10 protein-coding genes are annotated in these 12,498 nt (G+C 71.9%); 5 read left to right on the forward strand and 5 right to left on the reverse strand.

Features of this window, described 5'->3' with window-relative positions; genetic code table 11:
* Positions 1–83: 83 nt before the first annotated feature.
* Positions 84–440 (reverse strand): ArsR/SmtB family transcription factor, encoded by a 357-nt coding sequence (locus OG485_RS07870; RefSeq protein ID WP_328665277.1) that lies wholly within the window; start codon positions 438–440, stop codon positions 84–86.
* A 172-nt stretch (positions 441–612) separates the two neighbouring features.
* On the opposite strand from OG485_RS07870, the gene OG485_RS07875 reads away from it, so the two are divergent.
* A complete protein-coding gene (locus tag OG485_RS07875) occupies positions 613–1,692 on the forward strand; it encodes an NADH:flavin oxidoreductase/NADH oxidase (protein WP_328665279.1) in 1,080 nt (359 codons plus the stop codon).
* A gap of 130 nt (positions 1,693–1,822) precedes the next feature.
* On the opposite strand, the gene OG485_RS07880 is transcribed toward OG485_RS07875, so the two are convergent.
* Together OG485_RS07880 and OG485_RS07885 are read right to left on the reverse strand one after the other, a co-directional pair.
* On the reverse strand, positions 1,823–2,485 hold the full coding sequence (locus OG485_RS07880; protein WP_328665281.1) for a sigma-70 family RNA polymerase sigma factor: 663 nt from the start codon (positions 2,483–2,485) through the stop codon (positions 1,823–1,825).
* 132 nt (positions 2,486–2,617) lie between these two features.
* On the reverse strand, positions 2,618–3,388 hold the full coding sequence (locus OG485_RS07885; RefSeq protein WP_328665283.1) for a hypothetical protein: 771 nt from the start codon (positions 3,386–3,388) through the stop codon (positions 2,618–2,620).
* A gap of 206 nt (positions 3,389–3,594) precedes the next feature.
* Between OG485_RS07885 and OG485_RS07890 the strand changes: the two genes are divergently transcribed.
* From OG485_RS07890 to OG485_RS07900, 3 genes are all read left to right on the forward strand, one after another.
* Positions 3,595–3,945, forward strand: coding sequence for a hypothetical protein (locus tag OG485_RS07890; RefSeq protein ID WP_328665285.1), 351 nt, complete (start codon positions 3,595–3,597; stop codon positions 3,943–3,945).
* A 387-nt stretch (positions 3,946–4,332) separates the two neighbouring features.
* Positions 4,333–6,201 carry a phosphatidylglycerol lysyltransferase domain-containing protein gene (locus tag OG485_RS07895; RefSeq protein WP_443048670.1) on the forward strand — a complete coding sequence of 623 codons (1,869 nt, stop codon included), beginning with the start codon at positions 4,333–4,335 and terminating at the stop codon, positions 6,199–6,201.
* 283 nt (positions 6,202–6,484) lie between these two features.
* Entirely contained in the window at positions 6,485–8,545 is a 2,061-nt protein-coding gene (locus OG485_RS07900; protein WP_328665287.1) for a HEAT repeat domain-containing protein, read from the forward strand.
* Between the two features lie 258 nt (positions 8,546–8,803).
* Here the strand turns inward: OG485_RS07900 and OG485_RS07905 are convergent, their stop codons facing one another.
* On the reverse strand, positions 8,804–9,382 hold the full coding sequence (locus tag OG485_RS07905) for an Rv1733c family protein (protein ID WP_328665289.1): 579 nt from the start codon (positions 9,380–9,382) through the stop codon (positions 8,804–8,806).
* A gap of 306 nt (positions 9,383–9,688) precedes the next feature.
* Here OG485_RS07905 and OG485_RS07910 point away from each other — a divergent pair, with 306 nt between their 5' ends.
* On the forward strand, positions 9,689–10,774 hold the full coding sequence (locus OG485_RS07910) for a WD40/YVTN/BNR-like repeat-containing protein (RefSeq protein ID WP_328665291.1): 1,086 nt from the start codon (positions 9,689–9,691) through the stop codon (positions 10,772–10,774).
* A gap of 259 nt (positions 10,775–11,033) precedes the next feature.
* Here OG485_RS07910 and OG485_RS07915 read toward each other — a convergent pair whose 3' ends face one another.
* A complete protein-coding gene (locus OG485_RS07915; RefSeq protein WP_328665293.1) occupies positions 11,034–12,362 on the reverse strand; it encodes a Rieske 2Fe-2S domain-containing protein in 1,329 nt (442 codons plus the stop codon).
* Positions 12,363–12,498: the final 136 nt, after the last annotated feature.

The following is a 12,498-nucleotide window of genomic DNA, read 5'->3' on the forward strand; positions in this document are numbered from 1 at the left end:
TCCCCCTTGCCTTTTCTTTTGCCCGGAACCCGGAGGCAGCGGAAGCGGCTCCGCGAGGCAGCGGAAGCGGGCGCCGTGAGACGTCACGGCGCCGGGCGCGCGGCCTGTTGTGCGGCGGCTTCCAGGACACGGCCGAGGAGTCCGGGGAAGAGTGCGTCGAGGTCGTCCGCCCGCAGGCCGTTGAGCTTCGCCGTCCCGCGGTAGACCTGACGGACGACCCCGCTCTCACGGAGCACCCGGAAGTGGTGCGTCGTCGTGGACTTGGTGACCGGCAGGACGAAGTCCGAGCAGGAGAGTTCACGGCCTTCGGCGGCGAGCTCACGGACGATCTGGAGCCGCATGGGGTCGGACAGCGCGTGCAGCACCGACTCCAGCCGGATCTCCTCACGGGCGGGATGCGGCAGATCACGGCCGCTCGGGGTGGTGGCGGCGGTCGTCACGGCGGCTCCACTTCGTCCGGGGACCTCGGCCTTCGCCCCGTCACCTTCGGCATCGTCCGGCGGCTTCACCCGACACCGCCATTGTACGAGAGACGTCGTAGTTTGACACTCGCCGTACTACGAGGCCTATCGTACGAGGCATACACCGGTCCCGCCACGAATGGAGTCGGTCGTGAGCGCTCTCTTCGAGCCCTGCGTCCTGCGCGAAGTCACCATCCCCAACCGGGTGTGGATGCCCCCGATGTGCCAGTACTCGGCCGCGCCCGAGGGCCCCTCGGCGGGCGCCCCGCACGACTGGCACTTCGCCCACTACGCGGCCCGCGCCACCGGAGGGACGGGACTGGTCATCGTCGAGGCGACCGCCGTCTCGCCCGAGGGCCGGATCTCCCCGTACGACCTGGGCATCTGGAACGACACCCAGGTCGAGGCCTTCCGTCGCATCACGCGCTTCCTCTCCGCGCAGGGAACGGTGCCGGCCGTGCAGCTCGGCCACGGTGGCCGCAAGGCCTCGACCGACCGCCCCTGGAAGGGCGGCGCCCCCGTCGGCCCGGACGCCCACGGCTGGCGGGCGCTCGCCCCGAGCGCGCTCGCGTTCGACGAGAAGCACCCGGTTCCCGACGAGCTGACGGTCGACGGGATCCGGGAGATCGTGGGCCAGTTCGCCGACGCGGCACGCCGCGCCCTGGCGGCCGGCTTCGAGATCGTCGAGATCCACGGCGCCCACGGCTACCTCATCAACGAGTTCCTCTCCCCTCACTCCAACCACCGCACCGACGCGTACGGCGGCTCGTACGAGAACCGCACCCGGTTCGCCCTCGAAGTCGTCGACGCCGTACGGGAGATCTGGCCGCAGGACAAGCCGCTCTTCTTCCGCATCTCCGCGACCGACTGGCTGGAGGACGCGGGCTGGAGCGTGGACGACACCGTCCGCTTCGCCGCCGAGCTGCACGAGCACGGCGTGGACCTGCTCGACGTCACCACGGGCGGGAACGCCTCCGGCGTGCGCGTTCCCGTCGGCCCCGGCTATCAAGTCCCGTTCGCCGCACGGGTGAAGAGGGAGACCCCGCTGGCCGTCGCCGCCGTCGGTCTCATCACCGGGGTGGAGCAGGCCGAGAAGATCGTCGCCAACGGGGAGGCCGACGCGGTGCTGCTGGGAAGGGAGTTGCTGCGCAACCCGTCCTTCGCCCGGCTCGCGGCACACGAACTCGATGCCGAGGTCCACGTGCCCGATCAGTACCACCGGTCCGTGTAGGCGTCGTCCGGCGCGGAGACGGCGGGGCAGGGGCCGGCGCGGAGACGGCGGAGCGGGGGCGGCCTTCGGTGAGGGTGGTCGACGTGCCGCGCCACCATCCGTGCCGAAGGCCGGCCCCTGCCCCGCCCGGTCAGGCGGCGCTCGGCGCGGCCCTGTCGGCGGTCACCTCGGCCGTCACCTCCGCCTCCGCTTCGGCGAGCAGCGCGATCAGGGTCGCGCGGGCCCGTGCCACGCGGGAGCGGACCGTTCCGACAGGACAGCCGCTGACCAGGGCGGCGTCCGCGTAGGGCAGACCCATCATCTGGGTGAGGACGAACGCCTCGCGCCGCTCGCCCGGAAGCGCGGCCAGGAGTTCGAGCAGGGCGACGCCGTCGTCGAAGCCTGGCAGACCGGTCGGCTGCGCGTGTTCCACCGCGGTCTGCCAGTCCCCGGTACCTGTCGACCGTGGCCGGACGGCGGCGTACCGCAGGCTGTCGATCACCGCTCGACGGGCGATGGACAGCAGCCAGGTCCGCGCCGACGAGCGCCCCTCGAACCGGTGCAGACTGCCCAGCGCCCGCAGGAACGTGTCCTGGGCGAGGTCTTCGGCGGCCTGTGGATCGGCGGACAGATGGGCGACATAGCGCACGACATCGCGGTGCAGCGCGCGGACGAAGCGCTCGACGGCGACCGGGTCACCGGCGCGGGCGGCCAGTGCCCAGGCGGTCGCCGACTCGTCGGCCGACACCGCTCGGCCGTCTTCGTTCCGCCTCTCGTGTCCGGGGCGGGAAACAGGCAGGGCAGGAGTGATCACCAGGTGTCCTTCTCGGGTCATCCGTGATCCGGACGGGCGCGAGGCCCATGGGTCCGGTGGTGGGGTGCGGCCGTACAGGAGGTACGACCGGTGCCCGAAGCGCACAGGTGGCGCTTCGGGGAGCGGGCTGTCTCAGGCGACAGCGGTCCCCACGGGCGGACCCCGGGAAGTGATCGCGTGAACGAGAAGGAGAAGGCGCGGGGCGCGGTCCGACGAGCGTCGGCGCACCCGCGGTGTCGGCCTGTACGGCGGCACCGGGAGGGCGAGCAACAGCCTCAGGGGCGCGGCCAGTCGGCCGGCCACTGCCCGCAGGACACGGAACGCGGCGCGCTCGCCGTGCGCGAGCCAGAGGCCGCACAGCAGGGCCGCGAGCAGGTGGGCGGCGAACATGCCGAACGACGAGGGCGAGCCCGCGTCGGCTCCCCAGGGGAACAGATGCGCCATGGTCCCTGACCCCATGGTCCCGGAATCCATGGTCAGGGAACCCGTGGAGCCCATGCCCATGGACCCGATACCCATGACGTCCATCGAGCTCATGTCCATCGAGCCCATGGCGTCCATCGACATGCCGTCCATGACGCCCATGGCGCCCCTGCCGGATCGAGCCGGTCCGGCACCCGAGCCCGTACCCGCGTCCGCGGCGAACGCGAGGGACTGGGCCATCGAGAACGCGCTGTGGAGGGCGCCCTGGGCGAGCACCACGACGGACACGACGAACGGAAGGCCGCGCTCACGCCCGGCCAGGCACCAGCCCGCTCCGGCCGTCCCCGTTCCCGCGCCCGCCAGCGCCCACCAGGCCACCGGAGAGCCGGACATCATCACGTGACCGAGGGCGGCGAGCACCACACAGACGGCCGCGAACATCACGGCCCGCAGCATGCGCGTACACCACCCGGCAGTCATGACGGCCTCATCCTCGCATCCGGGGCCCGGACGTCATGAACGGGTACGGAAATCCGCGGGCGCGGGACGGGGGGCGCACCCGTGATCCGGATCACGCGGTCCGGGCACCCCTGCCCCGCATGGCGGCCGTCGTCCGGGGTAGTCGCCGCAGCACCGTGGAAGCACGGCCAGGACAGCAAGACCCTACGTACTGTAGGGTCCCGGCGGTGAGCGTCGTACGGCAGGGGGAGCCCGTGAAGGATCGCGACACCGGGCGCGCGGCACGCGGACCGGCGTCCGTGCTGGCACTGCTCGTACCGAGCCTCGGGGTCGCCGCGCTGGGCGTCTACCACCTGTGCGGCTTCGACGCGCACGCGCTGCACGGCCGCCCGCACCTCGGCGACGGACTGACCATGGCCGGGGTGATCACGGCCCTGGTCTCGGCGGGCGCGGCGCTCGGTGACCTCCTGTGGTGGGCGACCACGCGCGACCGCCCGCTCTGCGACGACGGAAAGCCGCGTCCGGGCGGACCGTTCGGAAGCTCCGGCGGCGACCAGGGCGTCTCGCGCCACCGCTGAGGAACCGCGACTGGCGCCGTCGAGAGGGACGAGCGTCATGGAGCCACCGGGCTCACCCCTGCCCACACCAGCTCACCCCCGCCGGCACCAGCCCTCGTCTGCCGAACCAGCTCTCCCTGCCAAGACCGGTTGCCCCCTGCCGAGACCGGCTCTCCCCCGCCAGCACCGGCCCGGCCATCGCCAAGACCGAGCCGCGGCCCGCAGTCGGCGCCGAACGACGTCCGTCGGGCCGGCCCGACGCGGACCCGCTCCCCGCATTCTCAACACCTCCTTACCTCTTCACCCCGCCTCTGACTGGCCATAACCTCTCTCTTCCCTACAAGATGTAGTGTTCCGGCCTCTGTCCCCACCGGTTCTCCCGGCCTCTCCCCAAGGTGATGCTCCACGGTGTCCGTACAACAGTCAGTGCTCATCCCGGAACAGCGGAACGCGAGCCCGCGCCGCGGGGCCAGGTCCGCACGAGCAGGGGACGGAATCCGGCCACGAGCCGCCGCGTTCACGGTCTGGTATCTGCGGCTGCTCGCCGTCCTCAACATCGTCGCCGTGATCTCGCTGCCCTTCCGCGAAGAGGTGCACGAACACAACGGAGGCGAGTTCTTCACGCCCTATCTGGCCACCGCCGGGCTGATCTCGGCGGCGCTGGCCCTGTTTCTCGCGCTCGTGATGCGGCGCCGCAAACGAGCCGCCTGGATCTTCAACCTGCTGCTCGCCGGACCGCTCCTGGCGCTCTACACCGCGGCGCTGACCCAGGAGCGCTACCAACAGCACGTCTTCAACTGGATCTCGGTCCTGCTCACCGCCCTGTTCGTCCTCGCCCTCCTGCTGGGGCGCAAGGAGTTCCAGGCCGTCGGGGACCGCTCGAATCCCCGTCTCGCGCTGGCCGTCGGCGCGGGCGGTCTGGTCGTCAGCGCCACCCTCGGCACCCTGCTCGTCAGCGCCACCAACCGCGTCACGGGAACACCGCTGAGCGACCGGATCGCGTACACCCTGCTGCGTGGCATCAGCGTCGGCCCGCTCGCCGACCGGTTCGACAGCGTCGTCGCCCCGCGCTGGGTCGACATCCTCGTCAACGCCCTGGTGGCCGCCACGTTCCTGCTGGTGCTCTACGCGTGCTTCCGTTCGCCGCGCGGTCTCGAACTCCTCGGCGAGGAGGACGAGACCCGGCTTCGAGCCCTGCTGGCCCGGCACGGGGAGCGCGACTCGCTCGGCTACTTCGCCCTGCGCCGCGACAAGGCCGTCATCTGGTCCCCGAGCGGCAAGGCGGCCATCGCGTACGGCGTCGGCGGCGGCGTGACCCTCGCCTCCGGCGATCCCATCGGCGACCCGGAGGCCTGGCCCGGCGCGATCGAGGCGTGGCTGCGGGAGGCACGGCGGCACGCGTGGACACCCGCCGTGATGGGCGCCGGCGAGGAGGCCGGGACCGTCTACGCCCGGCATGGCCTGGACGCCCTGGAGCTCGGCGACGAAGCCATCGTGGACCGGTCCGACTTCACCCTGGAGGGACGCGCCATGCGGGGCGTCCGACAGGCGCACAAGCGGATCCGGCGCGCCGGTTACACGGTCCGCGTACGACGGCACGAGGACATCCCCGAAGCCGAGATGGCCGCTGTGACCGACAAGGCGGACCAGTGGCGCGACGGAGCTACCGAACGCGGCTTCTCCATGGCGCTCGGCCGATTGGGAGACCCCGCCGACGGACGGTGCCTGATGCTGGAGTGCCACGACAGCGAAGGCGAGCCCCGGGCCGTGCTGAGCTTCGTGCCGTGGGGTGAGCGGGGGCTCTCACTGGACCTGATGCGCCGCGACCGGAACTCCGACAACGGGCTCATGGAGTTCATGGTGATCGAACTGCTGCTGCGAGCCGAGGAGTTCGGCGTCGAGCGGATCTCCCTGAACTTCGCGATGTTCCGGTCCGTCTTCGAACGCGGTACCCGGCTGGGCGCGGGACCCGTGCTGCGGCTGTGGTGTTCGCTGCTGACGTTCCTCTCGCGCTGGTGGCAGCTCGAATCGCTCTACCGGGCCAACGCCAAGTACCGGCCGGTCTGGGAGCCTCGCTATCTCCTGTTCGAGAAGAGCGCAGACCTTCCCCGTATCGGCATCGCGGCGGCCCGCGCGGAGGGCTTCCTCGCCCCGCCGGCCCTGCCCCGGTTCGCCTCCCGGCGCCCGGCGCACCCGGACCGGCGGTCCCCCGAACCGCCCCCGGCGGCATCCTCGGCCGGCTCCGGTCGTCCCATGTCGTCCGCACCGCGCGACTAGGACAGGCAGGACAGGTCCCGGACAATCGGCGCGAGCGGCCGCCGCGTTCCGCCGACACGCACGCCGGGCACCCAGGAGGGTGCCCGGCGGCGCTGTCTCACGACTCGCACCTCCCCCGGCCGGGTCCTCCCGTCGGCGGCGTCGCTGCGGCCGACCGTCGGGAAACGGCCGTTCGCTCCGTAGTTGGCCGGACCGACGCCGTCGACGGGACGGCTCCCGGGCGTCACTGTCAGTGCCGTGGTGCACACTCACGATCAATGGCCGTACGCCTGGGGAGGACACCGTGTTCAGGGGGATCGACGAGGTCGACTGGGCCTCGATGGAGCATGCCTACGGAAGCGCCGCGGACGTGCCGGAGCTGCTGCGGGGACTCGCCTCGCCGCTCCCCCAGGACCGGGAGACCGCGCTCGACGGGATGTACGGAGCCGTGCACCACCAGGGCGATGTGTACGACTCGACGCTCGCGTCCATCCCCTTCCTCTTCGCGCTCGCCGGACACCCCGGACTTCCCGACCGGGGCGGAATCGTGGAGCTGCTCGCCAGCATCGGGGGATCGGAGGACGGGGAGATCCTCGGGGACGGTTTCGGGGACGGCGAGGACGGGGCCGGAGGCGGACAGGGTGCGGAAGACCCCGAGGACGACAACTACGCGATGGCGCAGGCGGCGGTCCGGGCGGGTGCCGCGGTCTTCCTCGGCCTCGTCACGGACGCGGACCCGGAGGTGCGCCGCGCCGCGCCGTCGGCGCTCGTACGCTTCCACCACGAAACGCCGCACGTCCTGGCCCTGTTGAGCGAGCGGCTGCGGGACGAACAGGAGGACGGTGTCCGGCTGGCACTGGTCGAGAGCCTGGGGCTTCTCGCCCGGCTGCACGGCGGTTCCAGGGCCGCTGCGGTGGACTGTCTGGTGTCGCTGTGCGGCTCGCCGCACGACCCGGGACTGCGGCTCGCGGCGCTCGGACAGCTCGCCTCGTGCGCCCCCGACCGGCTGCCCGCCGACCTCGTACCCACCGTCGTCGCACTGCTCCACACCAGGTCACAGCGGATCCGGCCGTCCACAGAGCCCGTCCGGACGTCGACCGACACCCTCATCGGCAGTCTGCGCCGGATGCGCCCCGCGGACGAGGAGGGCGCTCAGCTGCTCCGGACGCTCCACAAGGCGCTCGGCGCCCGCACCACGGACCGGATCGCCCTCCTCAAGGGACAGTTGAGCAGCCGGAACACGGCCGACCGGTGCAATGCCGTGTGGATGTCGGCGGTCCTGTTCCGTGAATGGCGGGCCTCCTACGAGGAGCCGGTCGCGCTGATCGGTGAGCAACTCGACTCGGACGAGGAGCGGTTGCGCTCCGCCGCGGTGTCCGTCCTGGAGTTCCTGTTCACTCTGGCGGCTCCGGCGGCCGACCGGCTGGCCGCCCTCGTGGAGTCGGGCACGGACTCCCGGGGGCGAGGCACGGCGACGCTGGACCGCCCCCTGAAAGCCCTCGCCCGCTGCGGGGACGCGCGGGCGATACCGGCCCTCGCCGAAGTGCTGCGCCACCCGGTCGTGCCGAACGAGACAGGTGACACGATCCGACATCTGGGCCCGGCGGCGGCGCCGCTGGCTCCGCTGCTGCGCGAGCGGCTGGCCGAGGTCCCGCTCGACTCCCCGGACACCTACGACCGCGCCGCGCCGCTGCTCCGCGGTCTCGGCACACTGCAATACGCCCCTGCCGTACCGGAAGTGCTGCGGCTGCTGCACGGCACACCACGCGAGCTGCGGCTCCGGGACGCTCTGGTGAAGGCGCTGGCCAGGACGCTCGGCGCGTTCGGTCCGCGGGCGCGTGAGGCCGTACCGGCGCTGCGGGACCTGCTGACGGGCGAGAACGCCGTGACGGCGGCCGACGCGCTGCGGTCCGTGGAGGGGGACACGGAGGCCGTCCTTCCGGTGCTGCTCGGGGCACTGGCCCCGGAGGGGGACCCGGGAAGCCGCCGGGCGGCGGCCGACGCTCTCGGCCGTATGGGGGCGGCGGCCGCGCCCGCGCTCCCCGGACTGCGCCGCCTGACGGACTCCGCCGGAGTGTGGGAGCGGACGGCCGCCGCCTGCGCCCTGTGGGACATCGCCGGAGATCCGGAACCGGTCCTGCCGGTGTTCCGTGAAGCCTGGCGGCACAACCCGTACACCCGGGGCAGCATCGCCGCGTGCCTCGTCCGGATGGGCGTCGCGGGCGCGCCCGTCCACGACCTCGTCCGTACGGAACTGGCCTCACCCCGTCGGCACCGGGCCCGCTCCGGCGGTCACGGCAGCCACGACGTGCTCGATGACGAACTGCTGCTGCGGGCCTGCCGGACGGCGCTGGAGGCCTCGTGACGAGACCGCGGACCCGGAGATCCGCAGACCCGGGGATCCCCGGAGTGGTGTCGGCACGGGGTACCGAAGGTGAAGAGGACGAAGCCGGGGATCCGCAGCAGCGGAGCCGGCACAGCCTGCCGAGGGCGACGAAGCCGTAGCCCGGATGCCCCGGCAGAGAAGTGGGGTCGCGCGCGGAGGCGCTCGGTCCGTGGTCGCGGCCGAGGGGCACGGGGTGCCGGGGTGTGACGCGGGCGAGCGGCCCGAGCCGGCGCCCGCTCAGCTCGTCATCCGGCCCCACAGCGGTCCGATCCGGTCCCACTCCTCGTCCCATCGGTCCATGCGCCGGCGTTCCAGGCTGCCGCGGAGAAGACGGCCGGCGGCGAAGGGGACGCCCGCCACGCCCGCGCCCGCGAAGATGCCGATCAGCCAGGCCCGCAGCCGGGCCACCTCAACGGTGGTGGGCTGGTTGACGAGACGCCCGTCGGGATCGGTCCACACCAGGACCGGGGTGTCCGCCGAGGTGCCCGCCGCGACCCGTACCTGGCCGGAGCGAAGGGTGCCGTCCGGCGCCGTCCAGCGGACCTTCGTCCACACGACGCGACCGGTGAGCCCGTTCGTGCCCGCGTCCGGCGCGTCCTCGACGAGCCGAGCGGTGACGGTGCGCGACTCCGCACGATCCCGCGCGAGACTGTTCTCCACGGCGTCGACGGTCACCAGGCCCGAGACCACACCGCCGAGCACCGTGAACACCCAGGCGGCGAGCAAGATCCAGGCCTCCAGGACATCGCTTCGCCGCCGCAGCGGGTTGCGCCGCCACCGCCACAGCCAGACCTTCGGACCACGGAACGCCGCCATCAAGGGCATCCTCCTCACGACCGCACGGACACGCCACGTCCCCCTCCCTTACGCGCGCACTCCGCGCGATGCTCACTCCCCGTGCCCGCCGGCTCGTCGGGCACGGGGGCCGGCGGGCAACGGCACGGCGTGCCTGCGGCCGCGGGACTCTCCCGCGAGCGGCCCGGAGAGCGGCGCGGCGCACCCTTGCCGTCCGCCGACACGGCACGTCCGACCTGCGCAGACGCCAGGCCGAGGGGTGACTGTCAGTGCCGGGGTGCAGACTGGCCCGTAGCGCAGACAACGACGTCGCGGAGGTGGCCGGTCATGGCCGACATACTGCTCACGGTAGGCACCCGCAAGGGTCTCTTCATCGGGCGACGGCGCGGCGGCGCCTGGGAGTTCGACGAGAGTCCGTACTTCAACGCGCAGGCCGTGTACTCGGTCGCGATCGACTCGCGGGGCGAGAGGCCGCGGCTGCTGGTCGGCGGGGACAGCGCCCACTGGGGCCCGTCCGTGTTCCACTCCGACGACCTGGGCCGTACGTGGACCGAACCCGAGCGCCCCGCGGTCAAGTTCCCCAAGGAGACGGGCGCCTCGCTGGAGCGGGTGTGGCAGTTGCATCCGGCGGCCGCCGAACCGGGCGTCGTGTACGCGGGGACGGAACCGGCCGCGTTGTACCGCTCGGAGGACCGGGGCGAGTCCTTCGAACTCGTCCGCCCCCTATGGGAACACCCCACCCGCTCGAAGTGGGTCCCCGGAGGCGGCGGCGAGGGGCTGCACACCATCCTCACCGACGAACGCGACGCGCGGGCCGTGACGGTGGCCGTGTCCACGGCCGGGGTCTTCCGCACCGCCGACGGCGGCGCGAGCTGGGAGCCCGCCAACTCCGGTGTCTCCGCCGTGTTCCTGCCGGATCCGAACCCCGAGTTCGGCCAGTGCGTGCACAAGGTCGCGCGTGACGCGGCGAACCCGGACCGGCTCTATCTGCAGAACCACTGGGGGGTGTACCGCAGCGACGACGGGGCCGGGCAGTGGACCGACATCGGCGCGGACCTGCCGTCCACCTTCGGATTCGCGGTGGCGGCGCATCCGCACCGCGGGGACACGGCCTACGTCTTCCCGATCAACGCCGACGCGGACCGGGTCCCGGCCGACCGGCGGTGCCGGGTCTTCCGTACGGACGACGCCGGCAGGACCTGGGAACCGCTGACCTCGGGACTCCCCTCCGAGGACCACTACGGCACGGTGCTGCGCGACGCCCTGTGCACGGACGACGCCGACCCGGCGGGCGTGTACTTCGGCAACCGAAACGGCGAGGTGTACGCGTCCGCGGACGACGGCGACAGCTGGCAGCAGCTCGCCTCGCATCTCCCGGACGTCCTGTGCGTCCGCGCGGCGGTCGTGGCCTGAGACCCGGGAGGCTCCGACGGCCCACCGCGACGGGCGCCTGCCGGGGTGCCCGGTGCCGAGGGTGCCTGGGGCCGAGGGTGCCGGCCCGGCTCACCGGAGAGTCGGGACCTCCCGACGTCCGACGGCTGGATGGCTTCACAGGCGTCGAGCGCGCTCTCCGCACTCGATCGGGTGCGGAGAGCGGCCGACGACCGTCCAAGCACCGGAGGCCCCGGCCTCCCCTGTGAGGCCAGGCCGGGAACACTCCGCGTGGCTGCTGTCAATCGGCATCGGCCGTCTGCGTCCGAGCGACGCCGGCGATCTCGTCGTACTCCTTCTGCAGGTGATCCGGACGCCCCGCCTGGACCGTCAGGAATCCGCCGATCCCGAACAGGCCGCTGTTCTTCCGGGCCGCGAGCTTCTCCTCGAAGACCGGGCGCGGCATCCCTTTGGTGTAGAGGGACTTGCCCATGAGCGGAAGCGGGATCCGCACATTGGCTTCGGGTTCACGCACGGTGCCCGGCGGGTCCTCGCCCTTCTCGACCTGTTGCATCGCCTCGAAATACCTGCGCCGCAACAGGGTGATGCCCTTGTCGCTGCGCCCCAGACTCTCCGTGGTCCGGTCCGCGACGACCCCTTGGCCGACCCATGCGGCGAAGTCCTGGTTCCCGGTGTGCGAGGTGAGGATCTCGCCGGTCACCGGGTCGGTGAGCGGGCCGTACCAGAACGGAATGCTGTCCTGCTCCTGCTTCCCGGCAGGCACGTCGTCCGGCAGCACCGAGTACTGCCACGTGATGTTGAGCGTGCGCCGGTCGTCCATCGGGACGCGGAACTCGATCGTGTTTCCTGAGGCGAGCGTGTAGGGCCAGAGGCAGAGGATGCCACCCTCGGTCACATCGTTCGTGCCCGCGTACGTTCCCTTGGGCGGAACGACGGGAGTCTCCACGACCCGGCCGTTGACGAAGCCGTGCTCGAACTCCAGGAAGTCGATGGACAAGTGACTGGGCACGTACTCGGGGTCATCCGGGTTGCTTCGTACGGCGTTGCCGTTCAGGTGCAGCCACTCGAAGTGCACGGGGTCCATGCCGTTCTCATGACACTGGAACCAGTTGCAGGGGAGCTCGGTCATGATGATCTCGACGAAGCCGTGACCCCAGCTGAAAGGCTCGAAGTCGGGCAGCAGCGGCGCCTGGTCCGGACCCATGTAGGCCCAGATCAGACCGCCGAGTGTGGCCGTGGGGTAGGCGGTGACGCCGGCCTTGTCGCGGAACCCTCCTGACGGGCCCGCCTCTTCGAACGGCTGGCTGGCGCACCGTCCTTCCGAGTCGAACGCCCAGCCGTGGTACGGGCACCGCATGACGTCGCCGTCGACCCATCCGACACTCAGGTCGGTGCCCCGGTGGGGGCAGTGGCGGGCGATCAGACCGTGGCTTCCGTCCGGCTTGCGGAACAGCACGAGGTCTTCGCCGAGCAGCTTGACGGGTTTGACTCTTCGCCGGCTCAGTTCCAGGATCGGCGCGACCGGATGCCAGTACCGGCGCAGCAGTTCGCCCATCGGCGTACCGGGCCCCACTTCCGACAGGATCTGGTTCTTCTCGGCTGAGAGCATGTTGGTCCCTTCACCTTGCGGAATGCGGTCGTACGGGAACTCCGGACAGTCCATTGCGCGAATGGACTGTCACACCGAGGAATGTCGTGCCGTCACCACTGCGCCCAGGACGCCGTTCCCGCACCACGTCCGGCAG

Source organism: Streptomyces sp. NBC_00328 (assembly GCF_036139655.1).
Taxonomy (GTDB): domain Bacteria; phylum Actinomycetota; class Actinomycetes; order Streptomycetales; family Streptomycetaceae; genus Streptomyces.

Bases quoted from the DNA above. Each gene is read 5' to 3' on its own strand.
- OG485_RS07885 (WP_328665283.1), bottom strand. From the start codon at position 3,388: ATGACTGCCGGGTGGTGTACGCGCATGCTGCGGGCCGTGATGTTCGCG.
- OG485_RS07905 (WP_328665289.1), bottom strand. From the start codon at position 9,382: ATGGCGGCGTTCCGTGGTCCGAAGGTCTGGCTGTGGCGGTGGCGGCGC.
- OG485_RS07910 (WP_328665291.1), top strand. From the start codon at position 9,689: ATGGCCGACATACTGCTCACGGTAGGCACCCGCAAGGGTCTCTTCATC.
- OG485_RS07915 (WP_328665293.1), bottom strand. From the start codon at position 12,362: ATGCTCTCAGCCGAGAAGAACCAGATCCTGTCGGAAGTGGGGCCCGGT.